The 21062-nt window shown below is 65.4% G+C and carries 23 protein-coding genes; 6 read left to right on the plus strand and 17 right to left on the minus strand.

The features are described 5' to 3' along the window. Window positions 1-5 precede the first annotated feature (5 nt). The 3 genes from AC1D3B_RS16490 to AC1D3B_RS16500 are packed head-to-tail and all read left to right on the plus strand — an operon-like array spanning window position 6 to window position 2087. Window positions 6-602 (plus strand): LemA family protein, encoded by a 597-nt coding sequence (locus AC1D3B_RS16490; RefSeq protein ID WP_478191735.1) that lies wholly within the window; start codon window positions 6-8, stop codon window positions 600-602. A gap of 16 nt (window positions 603-618) precedes the next feature. After that, window positions 619-1566 (plus strand): TPM domain-containing protein, encoded by a 948-nt coding sequence (locus tag AC1D3B_RS16495; protein ID WP_478191736.1) that lies wholly within the window; start codon window positions 619-621, stop codon window positions 1564-1566. A gap of 2 nt (window positions 1567-1568) precedes the next feature. Then, complete coding sequence (locus tag AC1D3B_RS16500) at window positions 1569-2087, plus strand: TPM domain-containing protein (RefSeq protein ID WP_478191737.1); 519 nt, start codon at window positions 1569-1571, stop codon at window positions 2085-2087. Window positions 2088-2096: 9 nt separating this feature from the next. Here AC1D3B_RS16500 and AC1D3B_RS16505 read toward each other — a convergent pair whose 3' ends face one another. From AC1D3B_RS16505 to AC1D3B_RS16585, 17 genes are all read right to left on the minus strand, one after another. Beyond that, window positions 2097-2654: a cyclic nucleotide-binding domain-containing protein gene (locus AC1D3B_RS16505; protein WP_478191738.1), complete on the minus strand. Its 558-nt coding sequence runs from the start codon at window positions 2652-2654 to the stop codon at window positions 2097-2099. 123 nt (window positions 2655-2777) lie between these two features. Continuing rightward, on the minus strand, window positions 2778-4424 hold the full coding sequence (locus AC1D3B_RS16510) for an ATP-dependent DNA ligase (protein WP_478191739.1): 1647 nt from the start codon (window positions 4422-4424) through the stop codon (window positions 2778-2780). After that, window positions 4421-5470, minus strand: a complete 1050-nt coding sequence (locus tag AC1D3B_RS16515; RefSeq protein ID WP_478191740.1) for a ligase-associated DNA damage response exonuclease — start codon at window positions 5468-5470, stop codon at window positions 4421-4423. Before AC1D3B_RS16515 ends, AC1D3B_RS16510 begins: the two co-directional genes overlap by 4 nt. A 66-nt stretch (window positions 5471-5536) precedes the next feature. After that, a complete protein-coding gene (locus tag AC1D3B_RS16520; RefSeq protein ID WP_478191741.1) occupies window positions 5537-6703 on the minus strand; it encodes a Gfo/Idh/MocA family protein in 1167 nt (388 codons plus the stop codon). A gap of 130 nt (window positions 6704-6833) precedes the next feature. Continuing rightward, window positions 6834-7796: a substrate-binding domain-containing protein gene (locus AC1D3B_RS16525; RefSeq protein ID WP_478191742.1), complete on the minus strand. Its 963-nt coding sequence runs from the start codon at window positions 7794-7796 to the stop codon at window positions 6834-6836. 61 nt (window positions 7797-7857) lie between these two features. Then, complete coding sequence (locus tag AC1D3B_RS16530; RefSeq protein ID WP_478191743.1) at window positions 7858-8880, minus strand: ABC transporter permease; 1023 nt, start codon at window positions 8878-8880, stop codon at window positions 7858-7860. Beyond that, window positions 8849-10357, minus strand: a complete 1509-nt coding sequence (locus AC1D3B_RS16535) for a sugar ABC transporter ATP-binding protein (RefSeq protein ID WP_478191744.1) — start codon at window positions 10355-10357, stop codon at window positions 8849-8851. Before AC1D3B_RS16535 ends, AC1D3B_RS16530 begins: the two co-directional genes overlap by 32 nt. Then, window positions 10354-11523, minus strand: a complete 1170-nt coding sequence (locus tag AC1D3B_RS16540; protein ID WP_478191807.1) for an ROK family protein — start codon at window positions 11521-11523, stop codon at window positions 10354-10356. The genes AC1D3B_RS16535 and AC1D3B_RS16540 overlap by 4 nt, the downstream gene beginning before the upstream one ends. A 275-nt stretch (window positions 11524-11798) precedes the next feature. Further along, a complete protein-coding gene (locus AC1D3B_RS16545; protein WP_435518178.1) occupies window positions 11799-12218 on the minus strand; it encodes a F0F1 ATP synthase subunit epsilon in 420 nt (139 codons plus the stop codon). A gap of 44 nt (window positions 12219-12262) precedes the next feature. After that, the gene (atpD, locus tag AC1D3B_RS16550) at window positions 12263-13678 is read right to left on the minus strand and encodes a F0F1 ATP synthase subunit beta (protein WP_435518177.1); all 1416 of its coding nucleotides are present in this window, start codon (window positions 13676-13678) and stop codon (window positions 12263-12265) included. A gap of 43 nt (window positions 13679-13721) precedes the next feature. Beyond that, window positions 13722-14597 carry a F0F1 ATP synthase subunit gamma gene (gene atpG / locus AC1D3B_RS16555; RefSeq protein ID WP_478191745.1) on the minus strand — a complete coding sequence of 292 codons (876 nt, stop codon included), beginning with the start codon at window positions 14595-14597 and terminating at the stop codon, window positions 13722-13724. 21 nt (window positions 14598-14618) lie between these two features. Beyond that, a complete protein-coding gene (gene atpA, locus AC1D3B_RS16560) occupies window positions 14619-16172 on the minus strand; it encodes a F0F1 ATP synthase subunit alpha (RefSeq protein WP_478191746.1) in 1554 nt (517 codons plus the stop codon). A gap of 36 nt (window positions 16173-16208) precedes the next feature. Beyond that, window positions 16209-16742: a F0F1 ATP synthase subunit delta gene (locus tag AC1D3B_RS16565; protein ID WP_478191747.1), complete on the minus strand. Its 534-nt coding sequence runs from the start codon at window positions 16740-16742 to the stop codon at window positions 16209-16211. A 7-nt stretch (window positions 16743-16749) separates the two neighbouring features. Continuing rightward, window positions 16750-17220: a F0F1 ATP synthase subunit B gene (locus tag AC1D3B_RS16570; RefSeq protein WP_478191748.1), complete on the minus strand. Its 471-nt coding sequence runs from the start codon at window positions 17218-17220 to the stop codon at window positions 16750-16752. Window positions 17221-17300: 80 nt separating this feature from the next. After that, window positions 17301-17564 carry a F0F1 ATP synthase subunit C gene (atpE, locus tag AC1D3B_RS16575; protein WP_019657641.1) on the minus strand — a complete coding sequence of 88 codons (264 nt, stop codon included), beginning with the start codon at window positions 17562-17564 and terminating at the stop codon, window positions 17301-17303. 58 nt (window positions 17565-17622) lie between these two features. Beyond that, window positions 17623-18492 (minus strand): F0F1 ATP synthase subunit A, encoded by an 870-nt coding sequence (gene atpB, locus AC1D3B_RS16580; RefSeq protein ID WP_478191749.1) that lies wholly within the window; start codon window positions 18490-18492, stop codon window positions 17623-17625. 12 nt (window positions 18493-18504) lie between these two features. Then, the gene (locus tag AC1D3B_RS16585) at window positions 18505-18993 is read right to left on the minus strand and encodes an ATP synthase subunit I (protein ID WP_478191750.1); all 489 of its coding nucleotides are present in this window, start codon (window positions 18991-18993) and stop codon (window positions 18505-18507) included. A gap of 173 nt (window positions 18994-19166) precedes the next feature. Between AC1D3B_RS16585 and AC1D3B_RS16590 the strand changes: the two genes are divergently transcribed. Genes AC1D3B_RS16590 through lipB form a run of 3 tightly spaced genes read left to right on the plus strand, consistent with a single transcriptional unit; the run spans window position 19167 to window position 21060 of the window. Then, window positions 19167-20072 carry a D-amino acid aminotransferase gene (locus tag AC1D3B_RS16590; protein WP_478191751.1) on the plus strand — a complete coding sequence of 302 codons (906 nt, stop codon included), beginning with the start codon at window positions 19167-19169 and terminating at the stop codon, window positions 20070-20072. Continuing rightward, window positions 20069-20377 carry a YbeD family protein gene (locus AC1D3B_RS16595; RefSeq protein ID WP_478191752.1) on the plus strand — a complete coding sequence of 103 codons (309 nt, stop codon included), beginning with the start codon at window positions 20069-20071 and terminating at the stop codon, window positions 20375-20377. The genes AC1D3B_RS16590 and AC1D3B_RS16595 overlap by 4 nt, the downstream gene beginning before the upstream one ends. Next, on the plus strand, window positions 20374-21060 hold the full coding sequence (gene lipB, locus AC1D3B_RS16600; RefSeq protein WP_478191808.1) for a lipoyl(octanoyl) transferase LipB: 687 nt from the start codon (window positions 20374-20376) through the stop codon (window positions 21058-21060). Before AC1D3B_RS16595 ends, lipB begins: the two co-directional genes overlap by 4 nt. Window positions 21061-21062 lie beyond the last annotated feature (2 nt).

The following is a 21062-nucleotide window of genomic DNA, read 5'->3' on the forward strand; positions in this document are numbered from 1 at the left end:
CCGTCATGGTGAAACGCTGGCTATTGATCATCCTCGCAGCGCTGTCGCTGGCGGGGTGCGGCTACAACGATTTTCAACGCCTCGATGAAGCAAGCAAGTCGGCCTGGAGCGAGGTGCTCAACCAGTACCAGCGCCGCGCCGACCTGGTTCCGAACATCGTCGCAACCGTCAAGGGCGAAGCCAACTTCGAGCAGGAAACGCTCACCAAGGTGATCGAGGCGCGCGCCAAGGCCACGTCGATCCAGGTGACGCCGGAGACGCTCAACAACCCCGAAACCTTCAACAAGTTCCAGCAGGCGCAGGGCGAATTGACAGGCGCGCTGTCGCGCCTGATGGTCGTGGCGGAGCAGTACCCCAATCTCAAGGCCAACCAGGCCTTTCGCGATCTGCGCGTGACGCTGGAAGGCACAGAGAACCGCATCACCGTGGCGCGCAACCGCTACATCCAGACGGTCCAGGAATACAACGTGCTGGCGCGCAGCTTTCCGACGAACCTGACGGCCAAGGTCTTCAGCTACGCACCGAAGCCCAACTTCACCGTGCAGAACGAAGCCCAGATCTCGACGCCGCCGACGGTCGATTTCAGCGCACCGAAGAAGTAGGCACGGCAAGCCCGACATGACGGCTGTCCGCATCCGGCACGCGCTGACGGCCCTTCTCCTGTTGGTGGGCGCGCTCTTCGGCGCGCACGCGCAAGGGCTGCTGCCGGTGCCGGCGCTCGGCGCGCGCGTCATCGACCAGACGGGCACGCTGAGCGCGGCGCAACGCGAGGCGCTCGAAGCCAAGCTCAAGGCCTTCGAGGAACAGAAGGGCTCGCAGATCGTGATGCTGATGGTCCCGACCACGCAGCCCGAAGACATTGCGAGCTACGCCAACCGGGTCGGCAACGCATGGAAGATCGGGCGGAAGGACGTCGGCGACGGCATCCTCGTGGTGGTCGCCAAGAACGACCGCAAGATGCGCATCGAGGTCGCGAAGACGCTCGAAGGCGCGGTGCCCGATCTCGCGGCCGCGCACATCATCGACGACGTGATGAAGCCGCGCTTCCGGCAAAACGATTTCGCCGGCGGGCTCGATGGTGCGGCCGATCAGCTCATCGCGCGCGTGAAAGGCGAAGCGCTGCCGGAAGTCGACGCGCGCGGCGGCGATTTCAGCGAAGGCAAGGCCGGCAGTGGTTTCAACTGGCAGGACCTCGCGATCTTCCTTTTCGTCGGCGTGCTGGTGGCCGGGCCGATCGCTCGCCGCATTCTCGGCAAGATCCCTGGTTCGCTCGCGATGGGCGGACTCACCGGTGTCGTCGTGATGGTGCTGACGTCCAGCATCGTCGTCGCGGTGCTGGCGGGCCTGGGCGCCCTGCTCTTCACCTTGCTGTCGATGGCCTTTGGCGCAGGCGCCGGACGGCGCGGCGGCGGCTTCGGGGCCGGCGCCTTGGGCGGCGGCCTCGGAGGCTGGGGTGCAGGACGCGGCGGAGGCGGCGGCTGGGGCGGTGGATCCTCGGGCGGCGGGGGTTTCAGCTCCGGTGGCGGTGGCGATTTCGGTGGCGGCGGCGCCTCGGGAGACTGGTGACCATGGCATCGATGTTCTCCCGTCTCGCGCGGCTCTGGCGCCATCGGTGGGTCGACGAGGCGGAGGTGCGCCGCGCATTGCCGGCCGATGTGCTCGAACGCCTGGAGCGCCGCGTCGGCGCGAGCGAGCGGCGGCACAGCGGCGAGATCCGCATCTGCGTCGAAGCCGGCCTGCCCATGTCCTACCTCTGGCGCGATGCGCGGCCCCGCGAGCGCGCCATCACGCTGTTCGGCAAGCTGCGCGTGTGGGACACCGAGCACAACAACGGCGTACTGATCTACCTCCTGCTCGCCGAGCACGCGATCGAGATCGTGGCCGACCGCGGCATCGATTCGCGTGTCAGCGACGCGCAGTGGGCGGCGATGGCCCAGCGCATGGGCGCGGCGTTTCGCGAGGGACGCTTCGAGGACGGGCTGACCCAGGCGCTCGAAGAAGTCTCCGCGCTGCTCGTCGAGCATTTCCCGCTGGCCGAGGGCGAGGCGGACCGCAACGAACTCCCCGACGCACCCGTGGTGCTGTAGGTCGGCGCGTCAGGAATCCTGCGAATCGAGCAGCCTGCGGTTCACCGAGTGCACCGCGTCCAGTTCGGACTGCAAGGCACGCGTGACCTGCGACACCGTGCGCAGCCGCCGATTGCTTTCGCGCACCCGCTCGGCCAAGCCCCTCGCCAGGCCCAGCATCAGGCGCGCCGCGGCGGCGGGGTGCGCGTCGATCAGCGTCATGAGCGAGGCACGCGTGAGTACGCCGAGCTTGACGTCGGTGATCGCCGTGCAGCTTGCGGAACGCGGGCTTCCGTCGATCACACCCATCTCGCCGATCAGGCTGCCGGGGCCGATGACCGAGATCACCACGTCCTCGCCGGGAAGGCCGGTGTTCGTCTCGGCACGCACTTCGCCGTCGAGCAGGAGGGCCATGTAGTCGTTGTCGACGGCGTCCCCTTCCTCGAACAGCAAGGTGTCGGCCAGGACGTGCAGGGGTCGCATCGCATCGACTACGAGTCGTGCTTCTTCGTATTTCATGCCGGCCATCGGCGCGGCTTCCGTCAGCAGGTAGACGGCGTGCTCGCGCAGATCGGCGCCTGAATTCATTTCGCCAGAGTTGTCCATGCGGCTATTTTGCCCATCGCAACGACGATCTCATACCCTCCACACGGCATGGGCTCCGACCGCATGGAAGCGGAAACCAGTCGTCCAGAGCGCGCTTCGTCGTGGTCATGACGGCAGCAGCGCAGCGAGCGACTGCAAGGTGTCGGCCTCTTCGATCGGCTTGTCCTCTCGCCAGCGGAGCATGCGCGGGAAGCGCACCGCGATGCCGCTCTTGTGCCGCGTGCTGCGCGCGATGCCTTCGAAGCCGAGCTCGAAGACCAGCGTCGGCCGCACGCTGCGGACCGGGCCGAAGCTCTCGACCGTGGTCTTGCGGATCACCGCATCGACGCGCGCCATTTCGGCATCGGTCAGGCCCGAGTAGGCTTTGGCAAAGGGCACCAGCTGGCGATCCTCGACTTCCGGCGGCCCGTCCCAGACCGCGAAGGTGTAGTCGCTGTAGAGGCTTGCGCGGCGACCATGGCCGCGCTGCGCGTAGACCAGCACGGCGTCGACCGACAGCGGATCGATCTTCCACTTCCACCAGATGCCCACGTCCTTCGTACGCCCGACACCGTAGTGCGCCTTGCGTTGCTTGAGCATCATCCCCTCGACACCCATCGAGCGGGCGGCTTCGCGCTGGCGCGCAAGGTCCACCCAGCTTTCGCCATGAAGCATGGGACTGGCGACGAGCGAGGGATGCTGCGCATCGGTCAGCAAGGCATCGAGCAGCGCGCGGCGCTCCTGTTGTGGCAGCGTGCGCAAGTCACGGCCTTCCCATTCGAGCAGGTCGTATGCCAGCAGCACGACAGGGATCTCGCGCAGCAGCTTCGGGCCGAGCGTCTTGCGGCCGATCCGCTTCTGAAGCTCCGCAAAAGGCTGGACCCGATCGTCTCGCCACACGACGACTTCACCGTCGATCACGGTGCCTTCGGGCAGTGTCCCGCCCATTTCCGCCAGTTCGGGAAAGCGATCCGTCACCAGTTCCTCGCCGCGCGACCACAGCCAGACGCGCCCGGCACGCTTGACCAGTTGCGCGCGGATGCCGTCCCACTTCCATTCGATGATCCATTCGGAAGGTGGCCCGAGCGTCGCGTCGAAAGCTTCGAGGGCGACGTTGAACGGATGCGCCAGGAAGAAGGGGTAGGGCTGGCCGCTTGTCTGCTGGTCGAGTTCGCCGGTGCTCTCGGGCGCGATCAGGGCCGCATAGTCTGCCGCGGTGGGTTGGCCGCTGATGTGCGTGTAGCCCATGAGCCGCTGCGCAACGCGCTTGGGATCGAGCGCCCCGACCGCCGCCAGTGCCTGCGTGACCTGCAGCCGCGACACGCCGACGCGAAAGCCGCCGGTGATGAGCTTGAAGTACACAAGCCGTTCTTCCACCGCGAGACCTCGCCATTGAGAGCGCAGCGCATCGGCGAGCGCGTCGGGCGGCGTCTTGCGCAGCGGAAGCAGGTGATGCTCGATCCATGCCGCGAGGCCCATGTCGTGCGTCCCTTCCGGTGGCGGCAGCAGGAGGGAGATGGTTTCGGCCAGGTCGCCGACTGCCTCATAGCTCTCGTCGAAAAGCCATTCGGGCAATCCGGCAGCCTCCTGCGCCAGAAGCCTCAGCAGCTTGGTCGGCACGAGTTGCCGCGGCTTTCCTCCCGCAAGAAAGTACACGGCCCAGGCGGCATCTTCGGGCGCGGCGCTCTGCAGATAGCGCTGCAGGGCCGCCTGCTTCCCGAGGCTGGAGGTGGTTGCGTCCAGTTCGCGATAGAGCGCGGCGAACTGCTTCATGGTGCCGGCGCGGCGGCTCCGCCCTCCACGTCTTCGTCTCCGTATTCGGTCTTGAAGCCCTGGGCATCGAGGCCGTTCTCCGTCAGCCATCGCACCATCACGGCCACGCTGCCGTGCGTCACGAACACGCGCTCCGCGCCTGTCCCGGCAACTGCCTCCTGCAGTCCGGGCCAGTCGGCGTGATCCGACATCACGAAGCCGCGATCCACGCCGCGACGCCGCCGCGTGCCGCGCAGTTGCATCCAGCCGCTCGCGAAGGCATCCGAATAGTTGCTGAAGCGGCGCATCCAAGGCGTGCCCTGCGCCGACGGCGGCGCAAGCACCAGCGCACGCTGGAGCAACGAGGCATCGACGCCGGGATCGCTCACCCGCAAGGTCGGCGGCAAGGCCACGCCGGCTGCGCGATACACCTCGTTCAGCGGCTCGACCGCGCCATGCACAACGATCGGCCCGATGCTCGCATCCACACCGTGCAGGATGCGCTGCGCCTTGCCGAACGCGTAGCAAAGCAGCACCGACGCCCTGCCCTGCTGCGCGTTGGCGCGCCACCAATCGTCGATCTCGGCGAAGAGCGCGGCTTGCGTCGGCCAGCGGTAGATGGGCAGGCCGAAGGTCGATTCGGTGATGAAGGTGTCGCACGGCACGGGCTCGAAGGGCGCGCAGGTGCCGTCGGGTTCAGTCTTGTAGTCGCCCGACGCGACCCACACCCGCCCGTCGTGCTCGAGCCGCACTTGCGCCGAGCCGAGCACATGCCCGGCAGGATGCAGCGAGAGTCGAACGCCGTTGTGGACGATGCTCTCGCCGTACGCCAGGGTCTGGAGCGTGATGTCGCCCAGCCGCGTGCGCAGGGTGCCCGCGCTGTCGGTGTGCGAAAGATAGTGGCCATGGCCCACCCGCGCATGGTCCGAATGAGCGTGCGTGATGACTGCGCGATCGACCGGGCGCCATGGGTCGATGTAGAAATCGCCCGGCGGGCAGTAGAGACCTTCGGGGCGAGCGACGACAAGGTCGCTCGAAGAGGAGGCGTCGGACGATGGGTGGGTCATGAACGGCCCCATCCTAGGACTTGCTGACGCGCCGCGCTGTCGGCAAGTGCCTACGCGCGGGTCAGCTCACCAGGGCGTCCACTTGGTTTCGCTCCGCGACGACGCCACCGTGCGTTCGATGAATCGCACGCCCCGCGCGCCATCCTCCACGTGCGGATAGTCCGCCGCCAATGGATCGGCCTGGGTGTTCGAGAGCCGCGCACGGATGTCCGCCGCCACACCCTCATAGACATTCGCGAAAGCCTCGATGAAGCCTTCCGGATGCCCGGTCGGCAACCGGCTCGCACGCCGGGCCGCCTCGCACAGCCAGGGCGCGCCGCGCGTCAGGACACGCTTCGGTCCATCGTGCGGCAGGTGCACCAGCTCGCTCGGCCGCTCCTGCCGCCAGGCGAGAGTGCCCAGCGAGCCCGACACACGCAACCGAAGATCGTTCTCGAGCCCGGTATTGATCTGCGACGCCACCAGCACGCCGCGTGCACCACCACGAAATCGCAGCAACACGCTGCCATCGTCATCGAGCGCACGTCCCGCCACCATCGAACTGAGGTCCGCGCAAAGGCTCTCAATCTCCAGCCCGGTGACCGTCGCCACCAGGTTCTCCGCATGCGACCCGATATCGCCGATGGCACCCGCCGCCCCGCTCCGCGCCGGATCGCTACGCCAGGCCGCCTGCTTGTTGCCCTCCCCTTCAAGCCGCGTCGCGAGCCAGCCCTGGTTGTATTCGACAACCACCTTGCGGATCTCGCCCAATTCGCCCGAGCGCACCATCTCCCGCGCCTGCCGAACCATCGGATACCCGGTGTAGTTGTACGTGACCCCGAACACCGTGCCCTTGCGCGCCACCGCATCCACCAGCGCATCCGCTTGTTCGCCCGTATGCACCAGCGGCTTGTCGCAAACCACGTGAAAGCCCGCTTCCACGAACGCCTGTGCCACCGGAAAGTGCATGTGATTGGGCGTGACGATCGAGACAAAGTCGATCCGCTCATCGAGTGGCCGTCTCAGTTCGTCCGCGAGCAAGGATTGCCAATCCCCGTGATTCCGATCGTCCGCAAGGAACAGATCGCGCCCCGATGCCTTCGCCTTCTCTGGACTGGACGACAGCGCCCCCGCAACCAGCTCGACCTGCCCGTCGAGCGCAATCGCCTTGCGATGCACCGCACCGATGAAGGCGTCCCGCCCCCCGCCAACCATGGCGTACCGCAATTTGCGCAAAAGAGTTTCGTCAGTCATGAGCATTCATGCGCCGCGAAGCGCGCGCCGTTGGTGAAACACCGCGGAACCGGCTCCGCCGGTCCGCTGGTGTTGCCCCCGGTAGGGGGTAGGCGAAGCGACACGAAGTGCGCGCAGCCTGGGGGCGAGCTTAGAACGGACTATCGGGGTGATAGAAGCTCTTCGCGTTGTCCTTCGTGATGAGCACCGAAGGAATGATCGTCGTCGCCGGCATCTTCTCGCCCTTCAGGCGCGCCTCGGCCGTGAGCTTGATCGCGTCGTAGATGAACTTCGGCGAGTAGCTCACGTCGGCCTGGATGCGCGGGTCCTTGCCGTCCATGATGGTCTTGACCATGCCCTTCGCGCCGGCACCGCCGAACACCACCAGAATGTCGTCGCGCTTGGCCTGTTCGATGGCCTTCAGCACGCCCACCGCCATGTCGTCGTCGGCGGCCCAGATGGCGTCGATCTTCTTGAAGCGCGTCAGGTAGTCCTGCGTGACCTTGAAAGCGTCGTCGCGGTTCCAGTTGGCGTACTTGGCGTCGAGCAGCTTGATGTCGGGGTAGTTCTTGAGCACGCTGTTGAAGGCGTCCATGCGCTCGTTGTCCAGCGTGGTGGCGATGCCGCGCAGCGCGACCACATTGCCCTTGCCGTTCAGCTTCTTGGCGATGTATTCGGCCGGGATCTTGCCGAAGGCGGTGTTGTCGCCGGCGACGTAGGCGTCCTGCGCGCTGGTGTCGGTCAGGCCGCGATCGACCACGGTGACGTAGGTGCCCTTGGCCTTGACCTGGGCCACCGGCTTGGTCAGCGCCGCCGATTCGAAGGGGAAGATCACGAGCGCGTTGATCTTCGTCACCGTCGAGAGATCCTGCAGCTGGTTCGCCTGCTCGGCTGCGTTCGCTGCGGTCTTGATGGTGATCTTCAGGTCCTTGTGTTCCTTCTCGAGGTCCGCCTTGGCCTGGTTGGCCCAGTAGTTGATGCCGCCCATGAAGCTGTGCGTCGCGGCCGGGATCGACACGCCGAGATTCACCGGCTCGGCCGCCAGGGCCGGAAAGGCCGCGAAGCTCGCGGCGGCGACGGCGCTCAGCGCCAGGCGTCGGGTGATGGAAGTCATGCTGCTTGTCTCCTTGTGGTGAATGAAACGGAACGGACGGAAATCAATAGGCCAATAGGCATCAGCGTCGGCCGCGCTGCAGGAAGGCCACGACGATGATCACGATGCCCTGCACCGCAGCGTTGAGGTACACGCTGATGATGCTGGTGAGGTTCAGGATGTTGCTGATGACCGAGAGCAGGATCGCACCGATCACCGTCCCGGTGATGCTGCCCGCGCCGCCCTTCAGCGCGGTGCCGCCGACGATCACGGCGGCGATCGCTTCGAGCTCCCACAGCAGGCCGGTCGTCGGCGATGCCGAGCCGAGCCGTGGCACGTAGAGCAGAGTCGCGATGCCGACGCACACGCCGAGCAGCACGTAGGTCAGGATCTTCACGCCGTCCACGCCGACGGCGGCATAGCGCGCGACCTGTTCGTTCGAGCCGATGGCCTGCACGTAGCGGCCGTAGGCGGTGCGGTTGAGGATCAGGCCGCCGATCACCGCGACGATGAGAAACACCCAGACGGGCACCGGGATGCCCAGCAGGCTCGCGTAGTACACCGGTGCGTAGAGGTCGGAGAGTTCGTTGTCGAGCGTGAGCGCGCCGCCGTTCGCGAAATACGTGAGGTAGGCGCGAAAGATGCCGAGCGTGCCCAGCGTCACGATGAAGGGCTCGATGCGCCCCTTGGTGATGAGCAGCCCGTGCGCGAGCCCGAACGCTGCGCCCAGGACGACGGCGAGGACAGCACCCAGGACCACCGCGAGCAGCGGCGAGCCGAGCGCCGGGCCCATCGCGTTGATGAACATGATCACGCAGCCCGCGATCAACGCGGCCATCGAACCCACCGACAGGTCGATGCCGCCGGAGATGATCACGAAGCACATGCCGACCGCGATGATGCCGATGAAGGCCGTGCGGGTGAGCACGTTCATCGCGTTGTCGAGCGTGGCGAAGTCGCCGTTGAGCAGCGTGCCGGCGATGCACAGCAGCACCAGCCCGATGACAGGGCCGAAGCCGTGCAGGCGCACGGTCCAATGCGCTTTCGCTTCGCCGCGATGGGCCGCACTGGCCTCAGGCGTTGCTGGTGGCGGTTCCGGTGGCATGAGCGATGAGCTCCTCTTCGGTTAGATGGTCAGCGTCTAGCGTCGTGACGAGTCGGCCCGCGCGCATCACCGCGACGCGGTGGCACAGGCCGATCAGCTCCATCAGTTCGGACGAGACGACGATCACGGCCAACCCCTGGCGGGCCAGGCGCTGGATCAGGAAATAGATGTCCCGCTTGGCGCCGACGTCGACACCGCGCGTGGGCTCGTCGAGCACCACGACCTTGGGTCGCGGCTGCAGCACCTTGGCGAGCGCCAGCTTCTGCTGGTTGCCGCCGGACAGTGACGAGGCACGTGCGTCGAGGTCGCCGGTTCGGATGCCGTAGTCCTTCACCGCCTGGGCGAGCGCAGCGCGTTCTGCATCGGGCTGGAGCCAAGGCTTGGCATAGCGTTCGAGCGCCATCAGCGTGAGGTTCTGGCGCAGGCCGAGGTGCACGTGCAGGCCCTTGCCCTTGCGGTCTTCGCTGAGGTAGGTCAGGCCGTGTTTGGCAGCTTCGCGGGGATTGCGGAGATGCACCGCGCGGCCCTGGATCTCGACCGTGCCGCTTGCAGGGCGCAAACCCAGCAGGCCTTCGAAGAGTTCGGTACGCCCGGCACCGACCAGGCCTGCGAAGCCGAGGATCTCGCCGGGGCGTACCTCGAAGCTCGCGTTGTCGGCCCAGCCCGGTACGGTGAAGTTGCGCACCTGCATCGTGGGCGGCGTGTCCATCACCACCGCATCGCGCGGCGGATAGAGATCGGCGAGTTCGCGTCCGACCATCAGGTTCGCCATCTGGTGGCGCGTGACGTCGGAGGTGAGCGCGCGCGTCACGAAGCGGCCATCGCGCATCACGATCACCTCGTCGGTCACCCGCTCCACTTCGTCGAGCTTGTGCGAGATGTAGACGATGGTCACGCCGTCCGCGCGAAGCTGCGCGATCAGCTTGAAGAGGCGCTCGGTCTCGCCGGGCGTGAGCGTGGCGGTGGGCTCGTCCATGATCAGCAACCGCGCGTGGCGCGAGACGGCCTTGGCGATTTCGACCAGCTGCTTCTCGGCCACGATCAGGCGGCGGACCTTCGTCGTCGGGTCGATGTTCAGCCCGACCTGCGCGAGCGCGCTGGCGGCGTCGCGCTCCATCGCGGCATCGTCGAGCAGCCAGCCCTTTTTCTTCTCGTGGCCGAGGAAGATGTTCTGCGCGACGCTCAGGTCTTCCGCGAGGTTGAATTCCTGGTGGATCAGCACGATGCCCAACGCCTCGGCGTCGCGCGAACTCGCGAACTCTTGCTGGTCGCCGTTGACGCGCAAGGTGCCGCCGGTCAGCGATTCGTAGCCCGCCAGGATCTTCATCAGCGTGGACTTGCCGGCGCCGTTCTCGCCGAGCAGGCCGTAGATGCGGCCGGGTTCGAGCGCGAAGCTCACGCCATGCAGCACTTCGACCGGGCCGAAGGATTTCACGACCTTGTCGAATTCGACCGAGACGGCTGCCTTGGGGCTCATGGTGCGACCCCGCGTGCCTTGAGCGTCTCTTGCATGGCCAGCACGCCCGCGCCGATCAATCCTGCTTGCGCACCCAGCGGGGTGTACTGGATCTCCAGGTGCCGGGTGGAAAGCGCCAGTGAGCGCTGATAGACGCTCTGCCGCACGGCCGCGAGGAACAGTGGCCCGATGCGCGTGATGCCTCCGCCGATGAACACATGCGACGGGTTGAAGAAATTGACGATTGACGCCAGCATCTGCCCGATGAGGCTGCCGGCGCGCTGCACGATCGCATTGGCCGCCGCGTCGCCCGCGCGGCTGGCCTGGCCGACGTCGACCGCCTCGATGCGGCCTTGCGTGCGCAGGCATTCCGCGAGCGCGGCGCTTTCCCCCGCTTCCGCCGCTTGTACGGCCATGCGAGTGATCGCAGGACCGGCCGCCATTGCCTCGACGCAGCCGAGGTTGCCGCAGTGACAGCGCGGGCCTTCCTGGTCGACGCAGATGTGGCCCACGTCGCCCGCGGACCCGGCCGCGCCGCGGTACACCTCGCCGTGGCAGACGATGCCGCACCCAATGCCGGTGCCGACCTTGATCACGAGGAAGTTGGAGAGCGAGCGCTTCAGCCGCCACAGCTCGCCAAGCGCCATCAGGTTGACGTCGTTGTCGACGAACACCGGCGCCGCGTAGTCCTCGCGCAGGTAGTCGCGGATCGAGAAGCTGTCCCAGGCCGGCATCAGCGGCGGATTGACCAGTTGCCCGATCTCGAAGTTGACCGGGCCGGGCACGCCGATGCCGATGCCGATGACCTGCCTGGCGTCGAAGCCCGCCTGCACAAGAAGCTCGCGAATCAGCACTCTCACCCGGGCCAGGACGACGCCCGGACCTTCGCGCACGTCGGCCGGCTCCGCGTGATGCGCGAGCACGGTGAGGTCGGGTGCGAGAACGGCCACGTCGAGGCTCGTGGCGCCGATGTCGACACCGACGAGCGCACCGAGGCCGCCGTGGAGTTGGAGGTTTTCAGGCCGACGGCCGCCGGACGACCGCTGCAAGCCTGCTTCGGCGAGCAAACCTTGCTCCACCAGCCCGGCTATGAGTGCGTTGGCCTTGCTCTTGGAAAACCCGAGCTGCTCGGCCATGCCATGACGCGAGCCGCCGGCCGACCAGAACGTGGTCTCCAGCAGCTGCATCTCGTCCGCAGTCAATCGGCTCCAAGGGGCCAAGCGCTTGTCTCCGTCGTGTTCTTGTGGCTTCCGCCAAGTACAGGTCGGAGCTGACGCGAATACTAGGGGTGGAGCTTCAGCCGAACAAGACTTAACTTCGACCAAATTAGGTCCGAAGTCGGTCGCGATTGTCGAGCGCCAAGCAAAAAGCCGCCCGAAGGCGGCTTTTTCTTCACCAGGAACACCGCAGAACCGGCCCCGCCGGGCTGCAGGTGTTGCCCCCGGTAGGGGGTGGGCGAGCGTTACTTCTTTTCGCGGTACTTGCGCAGGGCCGCGAGTTGCGCAGCCATGACTGCCAGTTCCGACTGCGCCATCGCGATGTCGATGTCAGTCTTGGCATTCTTCAGCGCTTCCTCGGCGGCGGCCTTGGCCACATTGGCCTTCTCGTCGTCGAGGTCCTTGCCGCGGATCGCGGTGTCGGACAGCACGGTCACCGTGGTGGGCTGCACTTCCAGGATGCCGCCGGCCACGAAGACGAATTCCTCGCCGCCGTCAGCCGTTTCGATGCGCACGGCGCCGGGGCGGATGCGCGTGATCAGCGGCGTGTGGCGCGGGTAGATGCCGAGCTCGCCGGCTTCGCCGGGGAGCGCGACGAACTTGGCCTCGCCCGAGAAGATCGACTCTTCCGCGCTGACCACGTCCACGTGAATAGTGTTAGCCATCTGTTGTCCTGTGCGAACTTGAAGAAGGGTGCGGAAAGCAGGCCTTAGGCGACCTTCTTCCCCTTCTCGAACGCTTCGTCGATGCCACCAACCATGTAGAACGCCTGTTCCGGCAGGTGGTCGGCTTCGCCGTTCACGATCATCTTGAAGCCGCGGATGGTTTCCGACAACGGCACGTACTTGCCGGGCGAGCCGGTGAACACTTCAGCAACGTGGAAGGGCTGCGACAGGAAGCGCTGGATCTTCCGGGCGCGAGCCACGGCCAGCTTGTCTTCCGGAGCCAGTTCGTCCATGCCCAGAATCGCGATGATGTCGCGCAATTCCTTGTAGCGCTGCAGCGTACCTTGCACGGCGCGAGCCACGTTGTAGTGCTCTTCGCCGACCACCAGCGGGTCGAGCTGGCGCGAGGTCGAGTCCAGCGGATCCACGGCGGGGTAGATACCGAGCGAGGCGATGTCGCGCGACAGCACCACGGTGGAATCCAGGTGGGCGAAGGTCGTGGCGGGCGAGGGGTCGGTCAAGTCGTCCGCGGGGACGTACACGGCCTGGATCGAGGTGATCGAGCCGACCTTGGTCGACGTGATCCGCTCTTGCAGGCGACCCATTTCCTCGGCCAGCGTCGGCTGGTAGCCCACGGCGGAAGGCATGCGGCCCAGCAGCGCCGACACTTCGGTACCGGCCAGCGTGTAGCGGTAGATGTTGTCGACGAAGAACAGAACGTCACGGCCTTCGTCGCGGAACGACTCGGCGATGGTCAGGCCGGTCAGCGCCACGCGCAGACGGTTGCCCGGGGGCTCGTTCATCTGGCCGTAGACCATGGCCACTTTCGAGTCTTCGAGCTTCTCGAGGTTCACGACGCCGGAGTCGGCCATCTCGTGATAGAAGTCGTTCCCTTCGCGAGTGCGTTCACCCACGCCGGCAAACACGGACAGACCCGAGTGCGCCTTGGCGATGTTGTTGATGAGCTCCATCATGTTCACGGTCTTGCCCACGCCGGCGCCGCCGAACAGGCCCACCTTGCCGCCCTTGGCGAACGGGCAGACCAGGTCGATCACCTTGATGCCGGTTTCCAGCAGGTCTTGCGAGGGCGAGAGTTCGTCGTACTCGGGGGCCTTGCGGTGGATCGAAGCCTGGAGCTCCTGGCCCACGGGGCCGCGCTCGTCGATGGGGCGACCCAGCACGTCCATGATGCGGCCCAGCGTGGCCTTGCCGACGGGCACTGTGATCGGTGCACCGGTGTTGGTCACGATCAAGCCGCGACGCAGGCCGTCCGACGAGCCGAGCGCAATGGTGCGCACCACGCCGTCGCCGAGCTGCTGCTGCACCTCGAGGGTCAGCCCGCCGCTTTCGTACTTCAGGGCGTCGTAGATCTTGGGCATCTTGTCGCGCGGGAATTCCACGTCGACCACGGCGCCGATACATTGAACGATCTTGCCTTGAACTGCTTCTGCTTGAGCCATGTCTGCTCCGATAAAAATTTAAATCTGTTGAGGTCCGAAGGGCTCAGACGCCCGCGGCCGCCGCGGCGCCCGAAACGATCTCCGACAGCTCTTTGGTGATGCCTGCCTGGCGGGTCTTGTTGTAGACCAGCTTGAGTTCGTTGATCACGTTGCCCGCGTTGTCGGTGGCCGACTTCATCGCGACCATGCGTGCCGACTGCTCCGACGCCATGTTCTCGGCCACGGCCTGGTACACCAGCGATTCCACGTAGCGCACCAGCAGCTCGTCGATCACGCTCTGCGCATCGGGCTCGTAGATGTAGTCCCACGAATGCTGGCCCTTCTCGACCTTCAGCGAGTCGGCCTGCAGCGGCAGCAGTTGCTCGACCACTGACTCCTGGCGCATCGTGTTGATGAACTTGGTGTAGCAGAGGTAGACCGCGCTGAGCTTGCCTTCGGCGTAGGCGTCGAGCAGCACCTTGACGGGGCCGATCAGCTTGTCGAGGTGCGGCGTGTCGCCCAGCTGGGTGACATGCGACACGACGCGCGCGCCGACACGGTTCAGGAAACCCAGGCCCTTGTTGCCGATCGCCACCGCCTCGATGGCGACACCGGCGGCCTGCTCTTCGCGCATCTTGGTGGTCAAGGCGCGAAGCACGTTGGTGTTCATGCCGCCGCACAGGCCCTTGTCGGTCGTGACGAGGATGAAGCCCGAAGCCTTTGCCTCGTGCGTCTTCATGAAGGCGTGCGTGTACTCCGGGTTCGCCTGGCCGAGATTGGCCGCGATGTTGCGGATCTTCTCGCTGTAGGGGCGGGCGGCACGCATGCGTTCCTGCGCCTTGCGCATCTTCGACGCGGCCACCATTTCCATGGCCTTGGTGATCTTCTTGGTGTTCTCCACCGATTTGATCTTGCCGCGGATTTCCTTACCAGCTGCCATTGGGGCTCCTTGCGTGGTCGATCAGGCGAACGACTTCTTGAACGACGTGACGGCTGCGGTCAGCTCGGCCTCGGCGTCCTTGTCGATGGCCTTGGCCTGTTCGATCTTGTCGAGCAGCGGACCATGGCTGGACTTGAGGAACTGGTGCAGGCCGTGTTCGAAAGGCAGAACCTTCTTGACGTCCAGGTCGTCCATGAAGCCCTTGTTCACCGCGAACAGCGAGGCACCCATCAGCGAGATGGGCAGCGGGCTGTACTGGGCCTGCTTCAGCAGTTCCGTCACGCGGGCACCGCGGTCGAGCTGCTTGCGGGTTGCTTCGTCGAGGTCGGAAGCGAACTGCGCGAAGGCAGCCAGTTCACGGTACTGCGCCAGGTCGGTACGGATACCGCCGGACAGGCCCTTGATGACCTTGGTCTGCGCCGACGATCCCACGCGCGACACCGAGATACCGGCGTTGATGGCGGGGCGGATACCGGCGTTGAACAGGTTGGTTTCCAGGAAGATCTGGCCGTCGGTGATCGAGATCACGTTCGTCGGAACGAAAGCGGACACGTCGCCGGCTTGCGTTTCGATGATCGGCAGTGCGGTCAGCGAACCGGTCTTGCCCTTGACTTCACCCTTGGTGAAGGCTTCGACGTAGTCGGCGTTCACGCGGGCTGCGCGTTCGAGCAGACGGCTGTGGAGATAGAACACGTCGCCGGGGTAGGCTTCGCGGCCTGGCGGGCGGCGCAGCAGCAGCGAGACCTGGCGGTAGGCCACGGCTTGCTTGGACAGGTCGTCATAGACGATCAGCGCGTCCTGGCCACGATCGCGGAAGTATTCGCCCATCGTGCAGCCCGAATAGGCCGACACGTATTGCATGGCGGCCGATTCCGAAGCGGAGGCGGCGACCACGATGGTGTATTCCATCGCGCCGGCTTGTTCCAGGGCACGCACCACGTTCTTGATCGACGAAGCCTTCTGGCCGATCGCGACGTAGACGCAGGTCATGTTCTGACCCTTCTGGTTGATGATCGCGTCGATCGCCACGGCCGTCTTGCCGGTCTGGCGGTCGCCGATGATCAGCTCGCGCTGGCCACGGCCGATCGGCACCATCGAGTCGATGGACTTCAGGCCGGTCTGCATCGGCTGGTCGACCGATTTACGGGCGATCACGCCCGGAGCGACCTTTTCGATCACGTCGGTCATCTTGGCGTTGACCGGGCCCTTGCCGTCGATCGGCTGGCCCAGTGCGTTCACCACGCGGCCGATGAGTTCGGGGCCGACCGGCACTTCCAGGATGCGGCCCGTGCACTTGACGGTGTCGCCTTCGGAGATGTGCTCGTACTCACCCAGAATCACGGCGCCGACCGAGTCGCGCTCGAGGTTCAGCGCAAGGCCGAACGACGGCGTGCCGTCGGCGCTGGGCGGGAACTCGAGCATTTCGCCCTGCATCGCGTCCGACAGGCCGTGCACGCGCACGATGCCGTCGGTCACCGACACCACGGTGCCTTCGTTGCGAATGTTCGCGCTGACGCCGAGACCCTCGATGCGGCTCTTGATCAGTTCGGAAATTTCTGCGGGATTGAGTTGCATGACTCTTTCCTTCTTTCTTTGTAAGGGCTGACGGCCTCAGGCGGCTGCCAGCGCAACTTTCATTTGTTCAAGACGCGCTTTGACGGAGGTGTCGAGCACCTCGTCGCCGACCACCACGCGGATGCCGCCGATCAGCGACGGGTCCTGCTGGACCGTGACCTGCAGCTTGCGGCCGAAACGCTTTTCGAGCGTCGCGGCGACGGTTCCGAGTGCGCTGGCATCGATGGGAAAGGCGCTGTACACCACGGCATCGGACGAACCGCTCTGCGCGTTCGCCAGCGTCCGGAACTGCTTCGCGATTTCCGGCAGGGCGGTGATGCGACCGTTCTCGAGCAACGCCGCCAGGAAGTTGTTCGCTGCGGGCGGCAGTGGCGAACCATGGGCGCCGGCGATCACACCGAGCACCTGTTCAGGCGTGGCCTTGGGGTTGTCCGCGAACTGCTGGAGTTCGGGATTGCCGGCGATGGCCGCGACGCTGTCGAGCCATGCGCTGGCACCGGCCAGGTCCGACGAAGACGCCTTGAACAGCGCTTCGGCGTAGGGACGTGCAATGGTGGCGAGTTCTGCCATGGCTTGATCAGAGTTCCGTTTGCAGGCGGGCCAGCAAATCGGCGTGGACGGCCGGATTCACTTCCTTGCGCAGGATCTGCTCGGCGCCCTTGACGGCCAGTGCAGCGACCTGCTCGCGCAGTGCTTCGCGCGCCTTGACGGCCTGCTGGTCGGCTTCGACGCGGGCGGCCGCAACGATCTTGTTGCCTTCTTCCGTGGCGCGGGCCTTGGCCTCTTCAACGATGGCCTGCGCACGACGTTCGGCATCGGCAAGACGCTGGGCGGACTCGTTGCGCGCCTGACCCAGTTCGACTTCCACGCGCTTGTTGGCGGCGGACAGTTCGGACTTGGCCTTGTCGGCGGCTGCGAGGCCTTCGGCGATCTTCTGGGCACGATCGTCCAGCGCCTTCGCGATCGGCGGCCACACAAACTTCATCGTGAACCCGACAAGAATCAGGAACACGATCATCTGGATGATCAGGGTACCGGTAATGCTCACTTTTCACCCTCTCTTTGGGAATGAATCCGAGGCCATTCAACGAAGAACGACATGGGTTCGACGAGAAAGCCTGGACCCGATTACTTCGGCAGGTTGGCGATTTGCGAGAGGAAAGGGTTGGCCGTTGCGAACCACAGCGCGATACCGGTACCGATAATGAACGCGGCGTCGATCAGACCGGCCAGCAGGAACATCTTGGTTTGCAGTTCGCCCATCAGCTCGGGTTGACGCGCGGCCGATTCGAGGTACTTGCTACCCATGATGCCGATACCGATACAAGCGCCGACAGCGCCCAGACCGATGATCAGGCCGGCGGCCAGTGCGACAAAGCTGATAACTTCCATGATGACTCCTAGAGGACTTTGGTTGAAGAGAAAAGAAAAACGAAATCGAACGGGGTGATCAGTGGTGATCGTGCGCCTGGCCCACGTAGACCAGCGTCAGCATCATGAACACGAAGGCCTGCAGCGTGATGATCAGGATGTGGAAGATGGCCCAGGCCGTGCCCGCGATGATGTGGCCCAGCGCCAGGAAGATGCCGGTGGCCGACAGCGTCCATGCGCCACCCATCAGGGCGATCAGCAGGAAGATCAGTTCGCCGGCATACATGTTGCCGAACAGACGCATGCCGTGCGAGACGGTCTTGGCGACGAACTCGATCATCTGCATCGCGAAGTTGAAGGGGTACAGCGCCCAGTGGTTGCCGAAGGGCGCGGTGAAGAGCTCGTGCACCCAGCCGCCCATGCCCTTGATCTTGATGTTGTAGTAGATGCAGATGAGCAGCACCGAGACCGAGAAGCCCATGGCCACCGAGAGATCGGCCGTCGGCACGACGCGCAGGTAGGCATGATGCGGATCACCGCCGGCGACGGTGTAGGCCTGCCCCCAGAGGTACGGGAGCAGATCGACTGGCAGCAAGTCCATCGCGTTGAGCATGAAGATCCACAGGAAGATCGTCAGCGCGAGGGGGCCGACGAACTTGCGGCTTTCCGCGTTGTGGACGATGCCCTTGGCTTGCTGGTCGACGACTTCGACCAGGATTTCGACGGCGGCCTGGAACCGGCCCGGCACGCCCGAGGTGGCCTTGCGAGCCGCCAGCCACAGAAGCCAGCAACCCAGCACGCCCAGCGCGATCGAGAAGAAGAGCGAATCGAAATTGAGAACGGAAAGGTCGGCGACCCCTCCGGGCTTGGAGCTTTGAAGATGCGTCAAATGGTGAACGATGTATTCACCAGCGGTCATCCCGTGTTCCGCAGCGTTTTCAGCAGCCATCCGTTACTCGTCTCAAAGTTTCAGGCGCCTGGGAGCCAGCATCACTGCCACCCAGGCCGCCTTCATTGTCACCACCAAGCCCACCAGCATCGCCGGCCAACTCAGCGCCACTACCAGCCTTGGCGCGGCGATCAGCATCGCCACCGTCAAGGCCATCTTGACCATTTCCCACAAGAAGAACCCGAACACCGCAGTGCCCGGATTCAGGGAAGAAAACCTCCCGGTCAGACCCCGTGCGAACACCGCAGAGGGAATGACCACTGCCAGCGCGCCATATCCGGCGGACCACCCTAGATTTTGCCTCCCTGTCAGACCCCAGGCGGCCAATGCCACCAGCAGCCCCGCAACGACCTGAATCGCGATCACGCGCCACGGCGAGATCGACGGCTTCCTGTCGCGCAGCCGTTGGGCCTCCTCGGCGGTCAACGGCTTGAAGTCGTCCTCCAGGTCAGGCATGTCCTCATGGACGTCCTTCGAGGCATCACGGGCGATTGTTTTCATTTCGAATGAAGCCCGGATGACGACCCAGAATTTCTACAAAGCCATTGATTATAGGTAAAAAGACACGCCAATCCGGCGGGTTCCAGGGGTGGATCGCGGAAATGATCCTTGCCCCTGACCGTGGAATCACCCTCGGCTTGGAAACCGTTGGGGCGGCCCCACCATAATTCCTCATGCACCCGATCACAGACGCTCTCCCCGACGCACCCTGCTACCTCGACGGCCACTTCACCCCGCTGCGGGATGCCAAAGTCAGCGTGCTGGACCGGGGCTTCATCTTCGGCGACGGCGTCTACGAGGTCGTCCCCGTGTACGGCGGCCATCTCTTCTGCTTCGACGAACACATGGCACGCCTCGGCCGCTCGCTGGCTGAACTGCAGATCAAGAACCCGCTGTCCGTCGCGCAATGGCGCAGCATTGCCACCCGCCTGATCGACGCCGCTCCAGCGACAGTGCGGGCGGGCATGCAGGGCGTCTACATCCAGGTGACGCGCGGCGTGGCGCCTCGGGATCATGCGATGCCGCAAGGTCTGACGCCGACGGTGTTCGTGATGGTCAACCCGATGAAACCGGTGCCCGAGGCGGTGCGCGCCAAGGGCGTGGCCTGCGTGAGCGCGCCGGACTTCCGCTGGCAGAAGGCGCACATCAAGAGCACCAGCTTGCTGGGCGCCGTGCTGGCACGACAGATCAGCATCGAGGCCGGCGCGGCCGAAACCATCATGTTCCGCGGCGACGGGCTCAGCGAGGCTTCGTCGAGCAATGTCTGGGTGGTCAGGAACGGCGCCGTCAGCGGTCCACCCAAGGACGAGTTGGTGCTGGCGGGCATTCGCTACGGCGTGATCGAGCGGATCTGCGCCGACGCCGGGATCCCCTTCACGCTGCGGCGCATTTCGCGCGAAGAGGTCTTCGGCGCCGACGAGCTTCTGCTGTCCTCGGCCAGCAAGGAAGTGCTGCCGGTCGTGACGCTCGACGGACAGACCATCGGAGCCGGTCGCCCCGGCCCCATCTATCAGGCGCTCTACGCCGGCTACCAGCAGGCGAAGGCGCGCAGCACGCACGACAACGGAGTCACCGCATGAGCACCCCCACCCCTCCGGACGCACCGGCCGCGGCCATCGACGCACGTAAGGAATCACTGATCGAGTACCCCTCGAAGTTCCCGATCAAGGTGATGGGCGCCAAGGTCGACGGCTTCGTGCATGCGGTGACGCTGATCGCGGAACAGTTCGACCCGACCTTCGACGCGTCGACGATCGAGCTTCGACCGAGCAAGGCCGGCAACTACCTGGGCGTGACGATCACCGTCACGGCGACCAGCCGCGAACAGCTCGACGACATCTACCGGGCCCTGTCGGGCCACCCCATGGTGAAGGTGGTGCTCTGAACGCTGCCTCGGCGCCTGAAGTCGCGCTGCTCGGCCGCGTCGACTACGCCGAGACCTATGCGGCAATGCGGCAGTGGACGCAGGATCGCGCCCCGGAGACGGCCGACGCGATGTGGATCTGCGAGCACGCACCGGTCTACACGCAAGGCTTGGCGGGCAAGCCCGACCATGTGCTGAACCCAGGCGACATCCCGGTGGTGCAGACCGACCGCGGCGGCCAGGTCACCTTCCACGGACCCGGCCAGGTGGTCGCCTACCCGTTGATCGACCTGCGGCGCGCCGGCTACTACGTGAAGGAATACGTCTACCGCATCGAGGAATCGGTGATCCGTACGCTGGACCATTTCGGCGTCACGGGCCATCGCATGGGCGGCGCGCCCGGCATCTATGTGCGGCTCGACGACCCCTTCTCGCATGCGGCACTGACCGGCCCGGTGCATCCCGACGACCCCTTCCGCGGTCTCGGGAAGATCGCCGCGCTCGGCATCAAGGTCAGCCGCCATTGCACCTACCACGGCGTCGCGCTCAACGTGGCCATGGACCTCGAACCCTTTGCGCGCATCAACCCTTGCGGCTACGCGGGGCTGAAAACCGTCGATCTTTCTACAATCGGCGTTCAAACAACCTGGGACGAAGCCGCGCGGGTGCTGGGCAGCAAGCTCGGCGCCTACCTCGCACCTTGAGC

This window comes from Variovorax sp. P5_A3, assembly GCF_056400665.1.